Source organism: Variovorax sp. V93 (genome assembly GCF_041154485.1).
GTDB lineage: Bacteria > Pseudomonadota > Gammaproteobacteria > Burkholderiales > Burkholderiaceae_C > Variovorax > Variovorax beijingensis_A.
The window spans coordinates 583867-602998 of record NZ_AP028670.1 but is presented as its reverse complement, the minus strand read 5'-3'; the positions used below and the strand labels follow the sequence as shown (position 1 = coordinate 602998).

Sequence of the window (19132 nt, the reverse complement as noted above, 5' to 3'; positions counted from 1 at the left end):
CGCCATGAAGTGCATCGCATTGCAGCACCTCGCCTTCGAAGACCTCGGCTCGTTCGCGCACGTGCTCGTGAACGCCGGCTACGAGATCGAGTACCGGCAGGCCGGCGTCTCGCCGCTTGGCATCGACGAATGGCGCGGCGCCGGGCTCGTCGTCGTGCTCGGCGGTCCCGTGGCCGCCTACGACACCCGAACCTATCCATGGCTGGAAGACGAACTGGCGGGCCTGCGCGAGCGGCTGGCGCTGCGGCTCCCGACCCTGGGGCTGTGCCTGGGCGCACAGCTGATGGCCAGCGCGCTCGGTGCGCGCGTGTATCCCGCCGCGCGCAAGGAGATCGGGTGGGCGCCGGTCGAATTGAACGAGGCCGGCAAGGCCTCCTGCCTTGCGCCGCTGGAAGGCAGCCCGGTGCTCCACTGGCATGGCGACACCTTCGACGTTCCGCCGGGCGGCGTTCTGCTCGCGAGCACCGCTTCCACGCCGCACCAGGCGTTCAGCCTGGGGTCCCATGCGCTGGCGCTCCAGTTCCATCCGGAGGCGGACCCGTCGCGCATCGAACCATGGTTGATCGGACATGCCTGCGAACTCGTCCAGGCCGGTGTCGACATACCCGCGCTGCGCGCCCGCAGCGCCGCATTGGGCGCCGGCCCTTGCACAGCCGCCGCGGCGATGTTGACGGCCTGGCTGGGGCAGCTCGAATGACGCCAGGCGCCACCGTGATCGATGCGCTGCTGGTGGGCCAGGTGGCGCTGTTGCCCGACGGGTGCTCATCGAGCGGCATCCGCAAGTTGCCCGTGGACCATGCACTGTGGCTGTCGGCCACGGGCCTGCAGGGCGATGCGCAAGCCGACCTGCGCATCCACGGCGGTGTCGAGAAGGCGGTGCATCACTACCCTCGCGAGCACTATGCGGGCTGGGCTTCCTGGAGCCGCCGCGCCGACCTGCTTGCAAGTCCGGGCGCGTTCGGCGAGAACATCTCCTCCCTTGGCTGGGACGAATCGAAGGTGTGCATCGGCGACGTGGTGCGCCTCGGCGAGGCGCTGGTGCAGGTGTCGCAGGGCCGGCAGCCCTGCTGGAAACTCGACCTGCGCTTCGGCGAGCGCGGCATGGCGCGCGAGATGCAGGCGCGCGGCCGCACGGGCTGGTACTACCGCACGCTCGAACCCGGGTGGGTGCGGGCCGGCGCGCAGGCCGTGCTGGTGGAGCGACCGCACCCGGACTGGCCCTTGTCGCGTCTCATTGCGTTGCTGTTCACGCGGGATGCGCACGCGGCGCCCGAATGGGAGCGCGCCGCCGAATTGCCGCCGCTCGCCGAACGCTGGCGCCAGACCTTCCGAACGCGCGCGGCCTCGGGGCATGTCGAAGACTGGGAGCCGCGTCTGCGGTTGCCGCCGGACGGCGCATGATTCCGCGAGGTCTGGTAGAAGCACGGCATGACCGTCTCGCTCGCGGCCTCCCTCATCGAACTCGCACTTGGATCGGAGCTCGGCGCCTCCGGCGATGCCGGGCCCAATCGCTGCGCGCTCGAGGGCGTGACGTGGCAATCCCTGCCGGACGGCGCCGTCGAACTCCGGGTCCGGCGGTTCGAAGCGATGGCGTTGCGGCTTGCGTCGGATCCCTTCGTCCTTGAAATCGGCCGCATCGACGTCCATGAGCTGGTGGCCCGGCTGCGCACCGAGGCCGGCGTGCCGCGCCTGGTTGCCGTCCAGGCGGACAAGGCCGAGTGCTCGGGATTGAAGCTGCATGGCCCGCTGGTGCTGCCGCCGCAGATCCAGAAGCTCCGCGAGGCGAGCTAGGCCGCGGACGCAGCGGCTGCAGTGCCCGGCGGCGCAGGCGGCCATGCGGCCGCCGATGCGTGGCATCTTGCACCCCTGGGCGAGGCCGAAGGCACCATCCGCGGCCGGATCACCGACGCGCACCTGCTGTTCGATGCCGACGTCACGGTGCCCATTCTGCGCGGGCAGGTCGACTTCAACGATGCGACGGTCGAGCATGTCGGGCCCGACTCGCGCATGGGCGTGAGCCGGATGGGCATTTACGTCCACGCGCCCAACGGGCGCAGCTATCTGTACCAGTTCGCCGCGGCGCCGCTCGCGGGCGTGGTGTTCGAGCACCGCGGGGCCTTGCTGGGCCCCTGGGTCTCCGAGCGCGGCAAGTTGCAGCTGCAGGCCTTTGCCGAATCGGTGCTGCGCCAGGGCCGCAGGGGCCCGGGCCATGGGCTGACGCAGCAGGCGCGCCTGCTGCTCGGCCGCACGTCGCTCTCGGGCGAACTGCGGCTTGGCGAGGGGCTGGTTGCCGTGCCGGGCCTGCAAATGCATCTGGAAGGGCGCCATGCGATCGGACTGCACTCCCATTCCGTCAGCCGTGGCCTTAAGGTGGAGATGGCTTCACTCACGGCCCGCGATGCGGCGGCCGCCTGGAAGGGTGCGCAGATGGCCTTCGACCGGGCGACGGCGAAACTGGAGATCGAGATCCTTGTCGAAGGCCCAGCGATGCGCTTCGCGCTCCATGTCGAGGACGGCAAGGCCGCAGGACTGCGGATCGACCTTCAGCAAAAAAGGCCGGACGGCAGCGAAGGAACCTGAAGCAAGCGCAGCTCGCTGAAGCGCATGCGGCTGAGACCTTCCGCCCGGCGGACCTCAATCAATCGTTATTGCGTTCGCACCTGCGCGAATTGACGAGGCAGGCGGCGTAGTCGGGATCGTGCTTGAGCAGGAACATCGCGCGTGCCGCGACCGCCGTGTCCGCGAAATCGCTGAACAGCCCGTCGACGCCGGCTTCGTAGAACGCGAGGTATTCATTGACCGCGTTGCCGCCGAAGCTGCCGGTCAGGCGCTTCTGTTCGCTGCGGAAGGTGTACGGATGGACCAGCAGTCCCAGCCGGTGCGCATTGGCAATCACGTTGGTGGGGGGCAGCAGCACGCGGTCGCGCTCGTCGATGACGCCGTCGCCGGTCACGTCGGCGCACGCCCCGGCCTGCACGGACTTGCACGCGCTCGAAATCAGGTACGGCTTCCACGGGCCGATGCCGTCCGCATAGCCCTTCACTTCCTGCAGGCCGCGCGGCGTCAGCAGATCGCTGAAGAGGCCGTCGCGGTTCGACACCACCCAATCGTAGGGTTTGTCGTAAGGCTTGCTGAGGTCCAGCGTGCCGTCGGGCTTGACGTCGTTGGCGTCCACCAGCTGGATCAGGCGCACGCTCGTCTTGCTGCGCAGATAGCGAAGGTTGGCGGTCTCGAAGGACTGGATGAAGACAGGGGCGTTGCGCTGGTTCCAGCCGGCCGCGCTCAGCACGTTCAGCAGCCTGTCCTCCAGGGGCAGGCCGATGCTCTGGTGGTAGGTGGGATGCTTGGTTTCGGGATAGATCCCGATGCGCCGCCCCTCTTCGCGGGACTTGCGCTTGGCCAGGTCGATCACCTCGGCCAGCGTCGGGATCTGGAACTTGCCATTGAACGACTGGTCGCGCTCCGCGAAGGACTGCACGGCGCGCAGCTGCTTGATCTCGGCCAGCGTGAAATCGCTGGCGAAGAAGCCGTCGGTCGCGACACCATCGAGCATGACCGTGCGCCGGCGGTTGGCAAACTGCGGCAGGTCCTTGACGTTGGTGGTGTCGATCAGGTTGGGCTCGTGCCGTGCGATCAGGTGGCCGTCCTTGGTGGCGACCAGGTCGGGCTCGATGTAGTCGGCGCCCAGCGAGATGCCGAGCGCGTAGGCCTCCAGCGTGTGCTCGGGCAGGTAGCCGTTGGCGCCGCCGCGATGGCCGATCACGAGCGGCGCATTGTCGGCGCGGCGCCTTGCGTTCTCCTCGTGCGCGGTGGCCGGGCCCGCGGCGGCGAGCAGCAGGCCCAGGCCGAAGAACGCATTGCAGATCTTTTTCAGGGCGTGCATGGATGTCTCCTCGCTGGTGTGCGGACGGACCTTAGGCGGCCTGCATGACAGGCCGGTGAATTCTCATGGCTTCCGGTCCAGGGCGGTCCGCAACATCGTTGCAAGCTGTTGCGCGCGTATCGCGGAGCCGATGTTGGTGAAGCCGATCAGCAGCCCTGCGTCGCGGAAGCTTGCCGTGCCCCGCACGGACAGCGGCTGGCAGTTCAGGCCGGCACGCTGCGCCCGGCGGGCCAGCGTCTCATCGCTGTCTCGCCGCCGGTCGAAGCGCGCGATCAGGTGCATGCCGCCGCCCTGCAGGTCGATGCGCACGTCCTCGCCGAAGACCTTCAGCAGTGCGGCCGCGAGCATCTGGCGGCGGCGCGCGTAGAGCAGCCGCATCTTCTTGAGGTGGCGCGAGAAGTGGCCTTCGCGGATGAAGTCGGCCACCACCGCCTGCGTGAGCTGCGGACATCCGTTGGACCCTGTCCGCGCGGCCTCGCCGAAGGCGCCGCGCAACGCATCGGGCACCACCACGTAGCCCAGCGCCAAGCCGGGGTACAGCACTTTCGAGAAGCTGCCGGCGTAGAGCACCCGGTCGTGGCGGTCGAGGCTCTTGAGCGCGGGCAGCGGTGGGCCGGTGTAGCGGTATTCGCCGTCGTAGTCGTCCTCGACGATCCAGGCCTTTGCCTGCGAGGCCCAGTCGAGCAACTGCAGCCGGCGTGCGAGCGACATCGAGACGCCGAGCGGCGCCTGGTGCGAGGGCGTGACGACGGCCATCTTCGCCTCCGCTGCCTTGCGCATGCCGCGCGCAACGATCAGGCCCTCCGCGTCCACCGGCACCGGCACCGTGCGCTGGCCGGCACTGCGCAGCACCTCCTGCGTCGGCGGATAGCCCGGGTCTTCCACCCACACGCGGTCGCCGTTGGCCAGCAGCGCGTGCGAGATGAGCGCGAGCGATGCGCGGTAGCCGCCGGTCACGAAGACCTGCGACGGATGGCACGCGACGCCGCGCGACACCCGCAGGTAGGCGGCAATCGCGGTGCGCAGCGACGGATGGCCCGCGGGATCGCCATAGAACATGTCGGCCGCGGCCGTTGCCCTGGCACGGCGCGACACCAGGCGCGCCCAGAGCTTGCGCGGGAAGGCATCGAGCGCGGGAATGCCCAGTTGCAGGGGCGGTGGCGGCGCGGGTTCGGCCAGGTCCTGCTCCACGGCCCGTGCCTCGGCCTGCCGGGACGTGCGGCGCGCCGAGCGCGGGGAGGGCAGCGAAGGCGAGACCACCGTGCCCGCCTGGCCCCGCGGCAAAAAATAGCCTTCGCCCGCGAGCTGGTTGTAGGCCGCCTCGACGGTGCCGCGCGCCACGCCCAGTTCGCTGGCCAGGCTGCGCGCCGAGGCCACGCGGTCGCCTGGGCGCAGCAGGCCCTGCTCGATGGCCGTGCGGAAGCGCTCGTAGACCTGCCGGTGCAGCGGCGTGGACGCTGCGCGGTCGATCGCGAGGAGGGCGGCGGGAGCTTTCTTCTCTTGCATCATGGCCCATTCATTTTGACGAATCTTGGCTCTTTGGAATGGGGCATCGAGAACCTAAGCTCCGAACATCCAATGGAAGGAGGACATGCGATGAGCGAGAGGATATTCGTGGCAGGTGCGGCCGGGGCCATCGGCAGCGCCCTCGTGCCCTTGTTGGTCGACGCGGGCTACGCCGTGTACGGCAGCACGCGGCGCGCCGAGCGCGCGCATGCGCTGGAGGCGCGCGGCGCGGTGCCCGTTGTCGTCGACGTGTTCGACGCGCCAGCGCTGCGCGCGGCGCTGAGGCGCATAGCACCAGCGAGCGTGATCCACCAGCTCACCGACCTGCCGCCGGATCTCGATCCCAGGCTGATGGCCGATGCGGCCCATCGCAATGCGCGCGTGCGCACCGAGGGCACGCGCAACCTCGTGGCCGCCGCGCTGGCCGCAGGCAGCCGCCGGCTGGTGGCGCAGAGCATCGCCTGGCTCTATGCGCCCGGCGCGACCCCGCACGTCGAGGAAGATCCGCTCGATCTCGCGGCCGAAGGCACGCGCGGCGTCAGCGTGGCCGGCGTGGCGGCGCTGGAGCGCAGCGTGCTGGGCACGGCGGGCCCCACGGGCACGGTGCTGCGCTACGGGCAGTTCTACGGTCCCGGCACGTCGAGCGCCGGGCCCAGGGGCGCGTGCCCGGTCCATGTGGAGGCCGCGGCCTGGGCGGCGGTGCTGGCGCTGCGGCATGCGCAGGGCGGTGTCTTCAACATTGCCGAGGACAACCCCGAAGTCAGCAGCGAGAAGGCCAGGCGGGAGCTGGGCTGGAGTGCGTCGCTGCGGCTGCGCCAGAGGGTTGCATCGTGAATGCGGCCAGGCTTCATCGCGGCCCGCTCGGCGCAGGCATTGCGGCGCTCTCCCTGGTGCTGGCCGCCGGCTGGGCGCTGATGCCGCACGGCAACCGGCAGGAGGCGGCGCAATGGTTCGCCGATGTGTGCAGCAGCGTGGCGCGGCCCATGTTCTCGTCGGCCCCGGCGCCCGCGGGTTCGGGTGCCGATGCGAGGCCCGCGACCTCGGTCAAGGTGCTCTCGTGCGAGGCGCTGCCGAACGTGCCCGGCAAGTCGGTGACCACCGTGCTCGTCGACTTTCCGCCGCTGGCCTATTCGCCGGCCCATCGGCATCCCGGCTCGGTGACCGCGATCATTCTGGAAGGCACCATCCGCTCGCAGCTCGGCGGCGCTCCGGTGGGCACCTACAGGAGCGGCGAGACCTTCTTCGAGCCGCCGCGCACGCTGCATCTCTTTGCGGAGAACCCCGATCCGGTGCGCCCCGCAAAGCTGCTGGCAGTGTTCGTTGCCGACGAGAACTGCGGCCCGCTGGTGCTGCCGCCCGATGCCGATTGAGCGGGGCGCATCGAGGTGCAGACGGCGTCAGATGTCCCTCGTCGTTCCGAAGCCGGGCAGCGTCCGAAGCACCGCCGTCATCGACTTTGCGGCCAGCGCCGGTACGTCTGCGGTGTCCACCCATTTGAACTGGTCCACCTCGGGCGTCATCACGCCTGAAGCGTGGTGAGGAAAGAAGCTCGTGCACTTGCAGGCCGCAATGTCGCAGTCGCGCGTGTGCACGAAGGCGCGGAACAGGTGCAGGTCCTTGCCGGGACGGTACGGCATGCGCCCGAGCTCTTCCATCGACTCCGCGGCCAGCTCGATGCCCGTCTCTTCCCGGACTTCGCGGATGGCTGCTTCGCGCGCGGACTCGCCGGCTTCCCCGCCGCCCTTGGGGATGTCCCAGTGCTTCTGGCCCGTCGCGTGCGCCATGAGAAGCTGGCCTTGCTCGTTGACGATAAGCACGCCGTAGGAGATGGTTTTCATGGTCGAACGATTGTCGCCAGGCGGAGGCGGCCGCGCCATCTCCGCCGCGCCCGCGCGGACAGCGGCACGATCGCTTATGCTGGACCGATCTTCCAGACGAGGTAAGCGCTTGGACAGCCGCATTATCGTGTCGCTCGACTTCGCCGCCGCTGCATCGGCCACGGGCCTCGTGCGGCAACTGGGCGCCGAAGCGACGTTCTACAAGGTCGGCCTGCAGTTGCTGACAGCGGCCGGGCCTTCGATCGTCCGCGAGCTCGTGGAGGGCGGCAAGCATGTTTTTCTGGACCTCAAGCTGCTGGAGATTCCGAGTTCGGTCGCCGCGGCCGTCACCGCAGCGGGGCAGATCGGCGCCTCGATGGTGACGGTCCATGCCTCGGGCGGTTCGGCGGTGCTTCGGTCCGCGGTCGAGGCCGCGCGCCGCTTTCCCCACCTGAAGGTACTCGCGCTCACGGTCATCACCAGCATGGACGACGAAGCCCTGCACGAAGTGGGCGTCGGCTCGACGGTGGCCGGGCAGGTGCTGCGCCTTGCACGGCTTGCCGCGGCCTCGGGATGCCACGGCGTCGTCGCCTCCCCGCTGGAGGCGCGGCTGCTTCGCGAGACCCTGCCGCCGGGCATGCTGATCGTCACGCCCGGCATACAGCTGGCCGGCGACTCGAAGAGCGACCATGCACGCTTCACCACGGTGGCGCAGGCCGTCGGCGCCGGCGCGACGCACGTGGTCATCGGCCGTCCGATATCACGCGCTTCGAATCCTGCGGATGCCCTCGCCGCGATGCGCGCGGAGCTGTCGGCGGTGCGCTGAACGGGGCGCGGCTCGACCTGATCAGGCCGCCTGCCGCCACGCCGCAAGTCCCGCCGTTCGCGCCCGCACCTGCGGCGTCGCCAGGCAGGTGGCGACGGCCTCGTAGCCCGGCGCGCCGGGGCAGGGTGCGACCAGGCTCGGCGGGCTGTGGTTCGCGGGGCATAGGATGATCGCCTCGTCCGGCCCGACGGCCGCCAGGTCGAGGATCGCGCAGGAGCGCGTGAGCATGAAGATCGGCCGCGCGTGGGGGCCGCGGCGGCGCAGCCGGGTGATCAGCGCCTCCTGGGTGGCTTGGTCCAGCTCGTGTTCGATCAGGTCCACGACCACGGCATGGGGCCCTTCCGCTTCCAGCCCGGCCAGAAGTGCGATCAGCGCGTCCGATGGCGTCGCACCGTCCTCCACGAGCCAGGCCAGCGCGCGCTCGACCCGAGGCTCGGGCACGGCGGCACCGCCCTCCGCCCGCCGGTCCAGCCCGAGCCAGGCCGCGTTGGGCAGTGCCTCGGCAATGCGCTGCGCCAGCCGGGTCTTGCCGCTGCCGAGCGGGCCGACGATGTAGTTGAGCGGCCGGATCTCGCGAAGCTCGAAGCGCTCCCCGCCCCAGGGCCATGGCAGGTCGAAGGCAAGGCGGACTTCGCAGGCGGGTGCCAGCAGGCCCGTGAGTTCGCCGATGGTCGGTGTCCGGCCTTGCGCAATGCCGCTGCGCAAGCCGCGGACCTTCTCGACGGTGTGCGTGAGCTGGCGAAGCTGCGCTTCCAGCGCCGTCTGGTGCGCGGCCAACGCCTGCTCCAGGCCTTCAGGATTGCCCGCGAGCACCCGTGCCACCTGGGCCAGGCTGAAGCCGAGCGCGCGCAGCGCGACGATCTCGCCTGCACGCGTCATCTCGGCCGGGCCGTAGGTCCGCCATCCCGCCGCGGTCCGGCCGGGCTCGACCAGGCCGCGCTGCTCGTACAGCCGCAGGGCCTTGGCCGAGACGCCGAGCCGTCGCGCTGCTTCGGAGGGATTCAGGTGCGGGGCGGAAGATCGCATGAAGTGTTCCTTTCGGTGGATCTTCCCCTTTTAGAGGATGCCCCTGGGGCCGGGTCAAGCCCGAATGCCGAAAAGGCGCGGTCGCCGCCTCAAAGCCCGCCCTGGCACAGGTACTTGGTGTGCATGTAGTCGTCGAGCCCGTGCACCGAGCCTTCGCGCCCGTAGCCCGATTCCTTCACGCCGCCGAAGGGCGCGGCCTCGGCGGCCAGTGCACCTTCGTTGATGCCGACGATGCCGGATTCGAGCGCCTCGGCCACGCGCCAGATGCGCCGCACGTCGGTCGAGTAGAAGTAGGCGGCCAGGCCGAAGGGCGTGTCGTTGGCGGCCGCGATCACCTCGGCCTCGGTGTCGAAGCGCGTGACCGGCACCACGGGTCCGAAAGTCTCTTCGCAGCTGCAATCCATGCCCGCATCGGCGTTCACGAGCACGGTCGGCGCGTAGTAGTTGGGGCCGTCGCAGCGCGCGGAGCGCAGCCGTTCGCCGCCGACCACGATGCGCGCGCCCCGGGCCACGGCGTCGCGCACGTGGCGCTCGATCTTGTCGACCGCGCGCGCGTTGATCATCGGGCCGATCTGCGAGTCGGGCTCGGTGGCCGGACCGACCTTCAGCGCGCCGACGCGCGCGGCCAGCTTGTCGACGAAGGCGTCGTGCACGCGAGCCTGCACGAACACGCGGTTCGGGCACACGCAAGTCTGCCCGCCGTTGCGGAACTTGGCGGCCATCAGGCCTTCCACCGCGGCATCGATGTCGGCATCCTCGAACACGATGAACGGTGCATTGCCGCCGAGCTCGAGCGACAGTTTCTTGAGCGTGTCGGCCGAGGCGCGCGCCAGGTGCTTGCCGACAGGCGTGGAGCCGGTGAAGCTGATCTTGCGCACCCGCGCATCGGCCAGCCACACGTCGACCACCTCGGGCGTGCGTTCGCGCGAGGCCGTGACGATGTTGAGCACGCCCGCGGGCACGCCGGCCTCCTGCGCGAGCCTGACGAGCGCGAGCGAGGTCAGCGGCGTGTCCTCGGCCGGCTTGCACACCACGGTGCAGCCCGCGGCCAGCGCAGGCGCGATCTTGCGCGCGATCATCGCGGCCGGAAAGTTCCACGGCGTGATCGCGGCGACCACGCCCACGGGCTCCTTCAGCGCGAGCATGCGGCGGCCGGTCACGGGGGCCGGAATCACGTCGCCGTTGGCGCGCGTGGCTTCTTCGCCGAACCATTCGACATAGCTGGCCGCGTAGGCCACTTCGCCGCGGCCTTCGGCCAGCGGCTTGCCCTGTTCGCGCGAGATCAGGCGGCCCAGATCGTCCTGATGCGCGAGCATCAGGTCGTTCCAGCGCTTGAGGATCTGCGCGCGCTGCTTCGCCGGCACGGCGCGCCAGGCGGGGAAGGCGGCATGCGCCGCATTCACTGCGGCGCGCGCATCGGCGGCGGTGCCGTCGGGCACGCTCGCGAAGACGCCATCGGTGGCGGGATCGGTCACCTCGAGGCGGCGGCCGTCGCTGGCTTCGCGCCAGTCGGCGCCGATGAGCTGTTGGCCGGGCAGCAGGTCCTGGCGTTCAAGTGTCAGTGTCATGGTCGAAAGGGTCCTGGATGAATGCAGAGCTCAGGCGGCGGCCACGCGTTCGGCAATGGCCATTCCAATGTCGGTGGTCGAGGCCGTGCCGCCCAGGTCGCGCGTGCGCGGCCCGTCGCGCAGCACCGCTTCGATGGCGCCGAGGATCGCGTCGTGCGCGGCGCGGCCTGCGCCCTGGCCTTGCGTGAGGAAGTCCAGCATCAGCGCGCCCGACCAGATCATCGCGATCGGGTTGGCGATGTTCTGGCCGTAGATGTCCGGCGCCGAGCCGTGCACCGGCTCGAACAGCGACGGGAACTTGCGCTCCGGGTTGAGGTTGGCCGAGGGCGCGAGGCCGATGGTGCCGGTGGTGGCCGGGCCCAGGTCGGAGAGGATGTCGCCGAACAGGTTGCTCGCCACCACCACGTCGAAGCGCTGGGGCTGCAGCACGAAGCGCGCCGACAGGATGTCGATGTGTTGCTTGTCGACGGTCACCTCGGGGTGGTCGCGGCCGATGGCGTCGGCGCGGCCGTCCCACCAGGGCATGCTGATCGCGATGCCGTTGCTCTTGGTGGCCACCGTGAGGTGCTTGCGCTTGCGCGACCGGGCGAGTTCGCAGGCGTACTTCAGCACGCGGTCGGTGCCGTGGCGCGAGAACACCGACTCCTGGATCACGATCTCGCGCTCGGTGCCCTCGTACATCACGCCGCCGAGCGAGGTGTATTCGCCCTCGGTGTTTTCGCGCACCACCAGGTAGTCGATGTCGCCGGGCTTGCGGCCGGCCAGCGGGCATGGCACGCCTTCGAACAGGCGCACCGGGCGCAGGTTGATGTACTGGTCGAACTCGCGGCGGAACTTCAGCAGCGATCCCCAGAGCGAGACGTGGTCGGGCACGGTGGCAGGCCAGCCGACGGCGCCGAAATAGATTGCGTCGACGCCCTGGAGCTGCTCTTTCCAGTCGTCCGGCATCATCTGGCCGTGCTCGGCGTGGTAGTCGCAGCTGGCCCAGGCGATGGTGCGGCAGTCGAGCTCGAAGCCGAAGCGCTCCGCGGCGGCCAGCACCACGCGCAGGCCCTCGGGCATCACTTCCTTGCCGATGCCGTCGCCGGCGATCAGCGCGATGCGGAACGTGGGGGTCATTTCGGTTTTCTTCATGCGGCTTCCGCAGCCTTGCGGTCCATGTCGTCGAGCCAGCCCTGGCGCAGCTCGGGCACGGAGCGGGCGAGCAGCTGGTAGTAGGGGTGGTGCGGCCCGCGCTCGTAGTCGGCGCGCGCCACCTGCGAGAGCTTGCGGCCGTGCTGCATCACCACGATCTCGTCGCACACCGAGCGCACCGTGTGCAGGTCGTGGCTGATGAAGAGATAGGACACGCCGAGCTCGCGCCGCAGCTCGGCCATGAGGTCGAGCACCGCCGCGGCCACCACGGTGTCCAGCGCCGAGGTCACCTCGTCGCAGAGGATCAGGTCAGGCTCGGCCGCCAGCGCGCGCGCCAGGTTCACGCGCTGCTTCTGCCCGCCCGAGAGCCCGCCGGGCAGTCGGTCGGCCACGGTGTGCGGCAGCTTCACCAGGTCGAGCAGTTCATGGATGCGCCGCTTGAGCGGCTCGCCGCGCAAGCCCTTGTAGAACTGCAATGGCCGCGCCAGGATGCGCCAGATGGTCTGCGAGGGGTTCAAGGCCGTGTCGGCCATCTGGAACACGATCTGTATGCGGCGCAGCTCCTCGGGGCTGCGCTGCTGCAGCGTGGGCTTGAGCGCATGACCATCGAACATGACGCTGCCGTGGCAGGGTTTGAGCAGGCCGGCAACGGCGCGCGCCAGCGTGGTCTTGCCCGAGCCCGATTCGCCGATCACGCCAATGGCCTGCCCGCGGTAGAGCTTGAGGTTGATGTCCTCGAGGATGATCTTGGCCGGCTGGCCCTTCGCGTCCACCGCGCCGTAACCGCACGACAGCTCCTGCACATCGAGCAGCAGTTCCGAATCGCCCGAGGCCTGGCCCGACGCGCGCACCGCGGGCCGCGCGGCCGCGAGCAGGCACTTCGTGTAGTCGTCGGCGGGCGCCGAGAGGATCTGCCCGGTGGCGTTGATCTCGCTCATCCTGCCGTTGCGCAGCACCAGGATGTGGTCGGCCATCTGCGCCACCACGGCCAGGTCGTGGCTCACGTACACGGCGGTGGCACGGCGCTCGCGCACCACGCGGCGGAAGGCGCGCAGCACCTCGATCTGCGTGGTCACGTCGAGCGCGGTGGTGGGCTCGTCGAGGATCACGAGCTCGGGGTCGCCGATCAGCGCCATGGCGGCCATCAGCCGCTGCAGCTGGCCGCCGGAGACCTGGTGCGGATAGCGCGACCCGATGTTTTCCGGATCGGGCAGCGCGAGTTCGCGGAACAGCTGCACCGCCTTGGCCTCGGCCTCGGCCCGCTTGCACAGGCCGTGGATGACGGTGGGCTCGACCACCTGGTCCATGATCGTGCGCGAGGGGTTGAACGACGCGGCCGCGCTCTGCGCGATGTAGGAGACCGTGTGGCCGCGCAGCGAGCGCTGCCGCGCCGCATCGAGCGCCAGCACGTCGGTGTCGCCGATCTGCACCCGGCCGGCCGAGATGCGGCAGCCGTGGCGTGCATAGGCCATCAGCGCGAGCGCGGTGGTGGTCTTGCCGGAGCCGGATTCGCCGATCAGCGCCAGCACTTCGCCGGGCTGCACCGAGAAGCTCAGGTTGTCGACCAGCGTGTTCTCGCCGGCGCAGATGCTCAGGCCCTGGACAGTGAGTGGTGCGCCCATCAGCGTGCTCCTCGTTCTCTTGCCGAACGGCCGGGCAGGTTGTCGATGACGAGATTGACCGCGATGGTCAGGCTCGCGATGGCCAGTGCCGGCACGATCACCGAGGCGCCGCCCATGGCGAGCGCGCCGATGTTCTCGCGCACCAGGGAGCCCCAGTCGGCCGCCGGCGGCTGGATGCCGAGGCCCAGGAAGCTCAGGCTCGCCAGCAGCAGCACGGCATAGACGAAGCGCAGGCCCAGGTCGGCCAGCATCGGGCCCGCGATGTTGGGCAGGATCTCGCGCAGCATGATGTAGAGCGTGCCTTCGCCGCGCGTGCGCGCCACGGTCACGTAATCGAGCGCGTTGATGTTGACGGCCAGCGAGCGCGCGATGCGGTAGGCGCCCGGCACGTAGATGATGCCCGCCGTGACCACCAGCATCGGCACCGAGGAGCCGAAGCCCGCCACCATGATGAGCGCGAACATCTTGCTCGGGATCGCGGTCAGTGTGTCCAGGCCGCGGCTGAGCACCGCGTCGATCCAGCGGCCGCTGGCCGCGGCCAGCAGCGCCAGCACGGTGCCGGTGCCGCTGGCCAGCAGCGTGGCCAGCAATGCAACGCCGACGGTGTAGCGCGCGCCCTCGATGACGAGCGCGAGCATGTCGCGGCCGAGGTAGTCCGTGCCGAGCCAGTGCGCGGCACTGATCGGCGCGAAGACGTTCGAAGTGCCCGCGGCCGCCGCGCTGTGCGAGAGCAGCCAGGGCCCGAGCAGCGCCGCGAGCACCCAGAACAGCAGCACCGCAAGGCCGAACAGGCCCGAGACGCCGAAGCCGGCGAGCCAGTGCAGCGGGCCGCCGCGGCGCTTCTGCGGCACCTGCGGCAGCAAGGCCGCAGCGCTCACGACCGTTGGAGAGGTGGAGGTTTCCATGAAGCTTCCTTCAGCGGTGCCGCAGCCGCGGGTTGGCAAGAATGCCGCAGATGTCGGCCGTCGTCACCAGGATCAGGTAGGCGCAGCAGAAGATCATGGCGCAGGTCTGCACCAGCGGCATGTCGCGCTGCGAGACGCCGTCGACCATCAGCTTGGCGATGCCGGGATAGTTGAAGATGGTCTCGACGATGATCACGCCGCCCAGCAGGTACGACAGGCTCAGCGCCACCGCGTTGGCGATCGGCCCCACCGCATTGGGCAGCGCATGCGCGAGCACCATGCGCATCGGCGAGGCGCCCTTGAGCCGCACCATCTCGATGTAGGGCGCCTCGAGCTGGTCGATCACCGCGGCGCGCGTCATGCGCATCATCTGCGCCACGATCACGCAGCACAGCACCAGCACCGGCATGGCGAAGGCGCGCAGCAGCTGCCCCAGCGACTCGATGTCGTTGACGAAGGACAGCGCCGGCAGCCAGCGCAGCTGCACCGCGAACACCAGCACCGCCAGCGTCGCGACCAGGAACTCCGGCACCGACACCACGCCCACGGCCGCCGTCGATGCCGCGCGGTCGAACCACGAACCGCGCCACACCGCCGAGGCAATGCCCAGCGCCAGCGCGATCGGCACCGAGAACAGCGCCGTGACCGCGGCCAGCAGCAGCGAGTTGGGCAGGCGGCTGGCGACCAGCTCGGACACCGGCATCTGCGTGGTCGCGGAGCGGCCGAGGTCGCCCTTCGCCATGCCGAGCAGCCACTTGGCATAACGCGCGGGCGCCGGCACGTCCAGGCCCATCTGCGCGCGCAGCGCGGCCACTGCCTCGGGGGTGGCGTCCTGGCCGAGCTGCTCCTGCGCGGCATCGCCGGGCAGCACCGCGGTGATCGAGAACACGATCACCGAGACCGCCAGCAGCGACACGAGCGCCAGCGCGATGCGCTGGGCCAGAAGCTTCAGGATGACATGGTTCATGAAGGATCTTCCGATGCACGGATCAGGCTTCGAGCCAGACGTTCTCGGCGAAGTTGTAGCCCATGAGGCCGCCCAGCGGGATGGGCGACAGGCCCTTGAGCTTGGAGCTGTGGCCGTCGATGCTCGAGAGGAACAGCGGAATGCCGATGCCGGCGTCCTGGTGGATCATGGTCTGCATGTCGGCGTACATCTGCTTGCGCTTGGCCAGGTCGGTCTCGGCGCGCGAGGCCACGAGCAGCTGGTCGAACTTCTCGCTCTTCCAGCGCGACTCGTTCCAGGCCGCTCCCGACTGGAAGAACTGCGTCAGCAGCACGTCGGCGCTCGGGCGCGGGTTGACGTTGCCGAAGCCCACATGGCTGTTGAGCCAGTGGTTCGACCAGTAGCCGTCGGCCGGCATGCGCTTGATGTCGAGCTCCAGCCCCGCGCGCTGTGCCGTCTGCTGCAGCAGCAGCGCCATCTCCACCGAATAGAGCGCCGCGGGCGACGCCACCATCGGCACCTTGCCCGTGATGCCGGCCTTCTGCAGGTGGAACTTCGCCTTGTCCAGGTCGAAGGGGCGCTGCGGCAGGCCGGCGAAGTAGAAGCGGTTGGTCGGGTCGATCGGCTGGTCGTTGCCGAGCACCGCGTAGTCCAGCGCAATGGTCTTCTTCATCTGTTCGCGGTCGAACAGGTGCTTCATGCCGAGCACGAAGTCCGGGTTGGCGCCGGGGCCCACGTCCTTGCGCATGATGAGGTCGGAGTACTGGCCCGACTGGGTCACGAAGATGCCGAAGCCGGGGGTTCCCTTCACGCGTTCCACCGAACGCGGGTTGACCGAGCCGACCAGGTCCATGCCGCCCGACAGCAGCGCGTTGACGCGCGCGCTCTCGTCGCCGATGCCCACGAACTCGATTTCGTCGAGGTAGGGCTTGCCGGGCTTCCAGTAGGCGTCGTTGCGCACCATCAGCGAGCGCACGCCGGGCTTGAATTCCTTGAGCTTGTAGGGGCCGGTGCCGATGCCGGCGTTGAAGTCGGTGGTGCCTTCCTTGACGATGTGGAAGTGGAAGGTGCCCAGGATCACGGGCAGGTCGGCGTTCGGCGCGCTGAGCACGAAGGTCACTTCGTTCGGACCGGTGGCCTTGGCGCTTTCGATCTGGTCGGCAAGGATCTTGGCCTTGGAGGCGGTGGCCGGATCCTTGTGGCGCATCACCGAAAACACCACGTCGGCCGGCGCGAGCGCCTTCCCGTCGTGGAAGGCCACGCCCTTGCGCAAGGTGAAGACCCAGGTCTTGGCGTCCTTGGTGGTGAAGGATTCAGCCAGCGCGGGCTGCGGCGTGAGGCTGCCGTCCAGCGAGGTCAGGCCGTTGTAGATCATGTTGCAGCGCGAGTAGTCGGTCTGGTTCGACTGCTTGGCCGGATCGAGCGTGTCGGTGGCGGCTGCCGTGGCGCCCGCCACGCGCAGCCGGCCGCCCTTGCGCGGGGTCTGCGCATGGGCGCTCATCGCCACGCCCGCGAGGCTGCCCGCCAGGGTGGCCTGCATGCCGCCGGCCATCAGCATCGTGAGGATGTCGCGCCGCGATGCGCCGCGCTTGATCGAATCCATCACGCGAAGGCTTTCGCCGGGACCGACGAGGTTCTCGAACCTCTTGTTGCTGCTGTCGCTCATGGTGGGGTACTCCTGTGGGGCCGGTGACTGATGAGGGTTGAAGAACAAACAAACACGGAACGAAAACGGTGCACTCGCGGGGCGCTCAGGCCAGCTTGTCCTTGAGCGAGTAGTAGAGGCCCATTGCGGGCAGGAACCAGGGCGGACCGAAGTGGCCGGGAATGGCGGGCCAGCCGCGGTCCCGCCAGGGGTTGGCGGCGGCGTCGCCGTCCATCACGGCGGCCATGCGCTCGCCCATGTGGACCGACATCTGCGTGCCGTGGCCGCTGTAGCCCATCGCGTAGTAGAGGCCGTCGCGCTCGCCGGCATGGGGCAGGCGGTCTTGCGTCATGTCGACCAGTCCGCCCCAGCAATAATCGAGCCGCACGGCGCCGAGCTGCGGAAAGGTTTCGGCCAGCCCCGCACGCAGGATCTCGCCGCTCGCGGCATCGGCCTGCGGGCTGGAAACCGAGAAGCGTGCACGGCCGCCGAACACCAGCCGGTGGTCGGGCGTGAGCCGGAAGTAGTGGTGGATGTTGGCCACCGTCGTGTAGGTGCGCCGGGCCGCGAGCAGCGCCTGCGCGCGCTCCGCGCCGAGCGGCTCGGTGACGACGATGAAGCTGCCGATCGGAACGATGCGCCGGCGCAGCCAGCCGAAGCTGCCGTAGCCGCCATGGCGCGTGGCACCGGTGGCCAGCAGCACCTGCTGCGCGCTGACGATGCCGCCGGCGGTGTGCAGCCGGTGCGCATGGCCCTGGCCCAGGCGCTCGATGCGGCTCACCATGGTGCCGGTGTGGATCTGCGCGCCATGGCGCTGTGCGGCCTCCGCCAGGCCCTGGGCGAAGCGGCCCATGTGCATCTGGCCGCTGCGCTTGTAGAGCAGGCCGCCGTGGAAGCGCTCGCTCTGCACCTCGCTGCGCACCTGTGCCGCGCCGAGGATCTCCACATCGGTGTCCACGCCGTCGCCGACCAGGCGCTCGGCGCTGCGTTCGAGCGCGGCCATCTGGTTGGCACGCGTGGCGAGCTTGAGCTTGCCGTGGCGCATGAAGTCGCAGTCGATGGCTTCGTCGCGCACCAGCCGCGCCACGGTGTCGACCGCGTCGTCGTAAGCGCGGTACCAGGCGCGGGCCTTGTCGATACCGACCTTGGCCGCCACGTCGGCATAGTCGAGCGCCAGCCCGTTGTTCACGTGCCCGCCGTTGCGCCCCGAGGCCTCGGCCGCCACACGGCTGCCGGCTTCCAGCACCGCGACACGCGCGCCGCGCTTCGCCAGCGCCCGCGCCGCCGACAGGCCCGTGAAGCCGCCGCCGACGATCGCGACATCGACCTGCGCCGGCAACTCGTGCGCCTGCGGCACGAACGCAGGTGCCGAATCGGTCCAGTAGGAGTCGAGCTTCATGCGTGGGCCTGTGCTGGATGAAAGAAAAGATCAGAGACCGACGACGCCGGGCAGGCCGCCGATGTCCTGGATCTCGGTGTAGCGGTAGGCCGGATTGCCCGGACCATGGCCGCGATTGACGAACACCTTGTTGACGATGCCGATGTCGTCGGCCGACATCAGGTCGTAGCGCAGGCTCGACGACACGTGCAGCACGTCTTCCGGGTTGCAGCCGAGCGAATCGAGCATGTATTCGAAGGCCTGCAGCCGCGGCTTGTAGGCCTGCGCCTGCTGTGCGGTATAGACGCGGTGAAAAGGTGCGCCGAGCATCGCCACGTTCTTCTGGATCTGGTCGTCCGAGGCGTTCGACAGAATGACCAGCGGGATTTCCTTGGCCACCTTGGCGAGGCCCGCGGCCACGTCGTCGTGCGGGCCCCAGGTGGGCACGGCGTCGTAGTACTTCTGGCCGTCGCTGTCGAAGTACTGGATCTTCCATTTTTTGCACAGGCGCCGCACCGCGTTCTTCAGCACCACTTCGTAGGGCTGCCAGGCGCCCAGCACTTCGTCGAAGCGGTAGGCGGTGAAGTCGGCGACGAACTGATCCATCTGCTCCGGCCGGATGCGGTCGGCGAAGAGGTCGGTGGTCAGCTCCTTCATGCGGAACCGCGTGAGGGTGCCGTAGCAGTCGAAGGTCACGTACTTGGGACGGAAGGTCATGGTCTCGAATCCTCTGTGAAGGGTGGCAAATGCGACAAACTCATTACGAAGCGATTGCAGCACGCCATCGCTCGAGGTATGTAGGGAAAAACGGCGCCTGGCGAAACGAAGCTGCGGTTTGCGGGGGCGGCGACGGCATGCCGTGCGGTGTGCCCAGCG

At 69.4% G+C, this 19132-nt stretch carries 19 protein-coding genes; 7 read left to right on the top strand and 12 right to left on the bottom strand.

The genetic code is table 11. The annotated features are described in order from the left end of the window. Positions 1-4: 4 nt before the first annotated feature. From ACAM54_RS28860 to ACAM54_RS28845, 4 genes are read left to right on the top strand one after another with little or no spacing between them, the layout of a single operon-like run. Positions 5-697 carry a glutamine amidotransferase gene (locus tag ACAM54_RS28860; RefSeq protein WP_369651473.1) on the top strand — a complete coding sequence of 231 codons (693 nt, stop codon included), beginning with the start codon at positions 5-7 and terminating at the stop codon, positions 695-697. Beyond that, positions 694-1401: an MOSC domain-containing protein gene (locus ACAM54_RS28855; protein ID WP_369651474.1), complete on the top strand. Its 708-nt coding sequence runs from the start codon at positions 694-696 to the stop codon at positions 1399-1401. Before ACAM54_RS28860 ends, ACAM54_RS28855 begins: the two co-directional genes overlap by 4 nt. A gap of 27 nt (positions 1402-1428) precedes the next feature. After that, positions 1429-1791: a hypothetical protein gene (locus ACAM54_RS28850; RefSeq protein ID WP_369651475.1), complete on the top strand. Its 363-nt coding sequence runs from the start codon at positions 1429-1431 to the stop codon at positions 1789-1791. Between the two features lie 21 nt (positions 1792-1812). Further along, positions 1813-2580, top strand: a complete 768-nt coding sequence (locus tag ACAM54_RS28845) for a hypothetical protein (RefSeq protein WP_369651476.1) — start codon at positions 1813-1815, stop codon at positions 2578-2580. A gap of 58 nt (positions 2581-2638) precedes the next feature. Here ACAM54_RS28845 and ACAM54_RS28840 read toward each other — a convergent pair whose 3' ends face one another. Together ACAM54_RS28840 and ACAM54_RS28835 are read right to left on the bottom strand one after the other, a co-directional pair. Continuing rightward, complete coding sequence (locus ACAM54_RS28840; RefSeq protein ID WP_369651477.1) at positions 2639-3883, bottom strand: glycerophosphodiester phosphodiesterase; 1245 nt, start codon at positions 3881-3883, stop codon at positions 2639-2641. A gap of 63 nt (positions 3884-3946) precedes the next feature. After that, positions 3947-5392, bottom strand: coding sequence for a PLP-dependent aminotransferase family protein (locus ACAM54_RS28835; protein ID WP_369651478.1), 1446 nt, complete (start codon positions 5390-5392; stop codon positions 3947-3949). A gap of 87 nt (positions 5393-5479) precedes the next feature. Between ACAM54_RS28835 and ACAM54_RS28830 the strand changes: the two genes are divergently transcribed. Then, complete coding sequence (locus ACAM54_RS28830; RefSeq protein ID WP_369651479.1) at positions 5480-6223, top strand: NAD-dependent epimerase/dehydratase family protein; 744 nt, start codon at positions 5480-5482, stop codon at positions 6221-6223. Continuing rightward, positions 6220-6759 carry a cupin domain-containing protein gene (locus tag ACAM54_RS28825; RefSeq protein ID WP_369651480.1) on the top strand — a complete coding sequence of 180 codons (540 nt, stop codon included), beginning with the start codon at positions 6220-6222 and terminating at the stop codon, positions 6757-6759. Before ACAM54_RS28830 ends, ACAM54_RS28825 begins: the two co-directional genes overlap by 4 nt. A 27-nt stretch (positions 6760-6786) precedes the next feature. Here ACAM54_RS28825 and ACAM54_RS28820 read toward each other — a convergent pair whose 3' ends face one another. Then, the gene (locus ACAM54_RS28820; RefSeq protein WP_369651481.1) at positions 6787-7227 is read right to left on the bottom strand and encodes an NUDIX hydrolase; all 441 of its coding nucleotides are present in this window, start codon (positions 7225-7227) and stop codon (positions 6787-6789) included. 109 nt (positions 7228-7336) lie between these two features. Here ACAM54_RS28820 and pyrF point away from each other — a divergent pair, with 109 nt between their 5' ends. Next, a complete protein-coding gene (gene pyrF, locus ACAM54_RS28815; RefSeq protein ID WP_369651482.1) occupies positions 7337-8032 on the top strand; it encodes an orotidine-5'-phosphate decarboxylase in 696 nt (231 codons plus the stop codon). Positions 8033-8053: 21 nt separating this feature from the next. On the opposite strand, the gene ACAM54_RS28810 is transcribed toward pyrF, so the two are convergent. From ACAM54_RS28810 to ACAM54_RS28770, 9 genes are all read right to left on the bottom strand, one after another. Next, on the bottom strand, positions 8054-9058 hold the full coding sequence (locus tag ACAM54_RS28810) for a MerR family transcriptional regulator (RefSeq protein WP_369651483.1): 1005 nt from the start codon (positions 9056-9058) through the stop codon (positions 8054-8056). 89 nt (positions 9059-9147) lie between these two features. Beyond that, complete coding sequence (locus ACAM54_RS28805; protein ID WP_369651484.1) at positions 9148-10626, bottom strand: NAD-dependent succinate-semialdehyde dehydrogenase; 1479 nt, start codon at positions 10624-10626, stop codon at positions 9148-9150. A gap of 30 nt (positions 10627-10656) precedes the next feature. Continuing rightward, complete coding sequence (locus ACAM54_RS28800; RefSeq protein ID WP_369651485.1) at positions 10657-11745, bottom strand: tartrate dehydrogenase; 1089 nt, start codon at positions 11743-11745, stop codon at positions 10657-10659. Positions 11746-11756: 11 nt separating this feature from the next. Next, positions 11757-13382: an ABC transporter ATP-binding protein gene (locus ACAM54_RS28795; RefSeq protein WP_369651486.1), complete on the bottom strand. Its 1626-nt coding sequence runs from the start codon at positions 13380-13382 to the stop codon at positions 11757-11759. Continuing rightward, on the bottom strand, positions 13382-14287 hold the full coding sequence (locus tag ACAM54_RS28790) for an ABC transporter permease (protein ID WP_145744052.1): 906 nt from the start codon (positions 14285-14287) through the stop codon (positions 13382-13384). Before ACAM54_RS28790 ends, ACAM54_RS28795 begins: the two co-directional genes overlap by 1 nt. Positions 14288-14297: 10 nt before the next feature. Beyond that, positions 14298-15254, bottom strand: a complete 957-nt coding sequence (locus ACAM54_RS28785; RefSeq protein ID WP_369651487.1) for an ABC transporter permease — start codon at positions 15252-15254, stop codon at positions 14298-14300. A 22-nt stretch (positions 15255-15276) separates the two neighbouring features. Further along, the gene (locus ACAM54_RS28780; RefSeq protein ID WP_369651488.1) at positions 15277-16899 is read right to left on the bottom strand and encodes an ABC transporter substrate-binding protein; all 1623 of its coding nucleotides are present in this window, start codon (positions 16897-16899) and stop codon (positions 15277-15279) included. Positions 16900-16984: 85 nt separating this feature from the next. Continuing rightward, the gene (locus tag ACAM54_RS28775) at positions 16985-18277 is read right to left on the bottom strand and encodes an NAD(P)/FAD-dependent oxidoreductase (RefSeq protein ID WP_369651489.1); all 1293 of its coding nucleotides are present in this window, start codon (positions 18275-18277) and stop codon (positions 16985-16987) included. A 30-nt stretch (positions 18278-18307) separates the two neighbouring features. Further along, the gene (locus tag ACAM54_RS28770) at positions 18308-18973 is read right to left on the bottom strand and encodes a haloacid dehalogenase type II (protein ID WP_369651490.1); all 666 of its coding nucleotides are present in this window, start codon (positions 18971-18973) and stop codon (positions 18308-18310) included. Positions 18974-19132 lie beyond the last annotated feature (159 nt).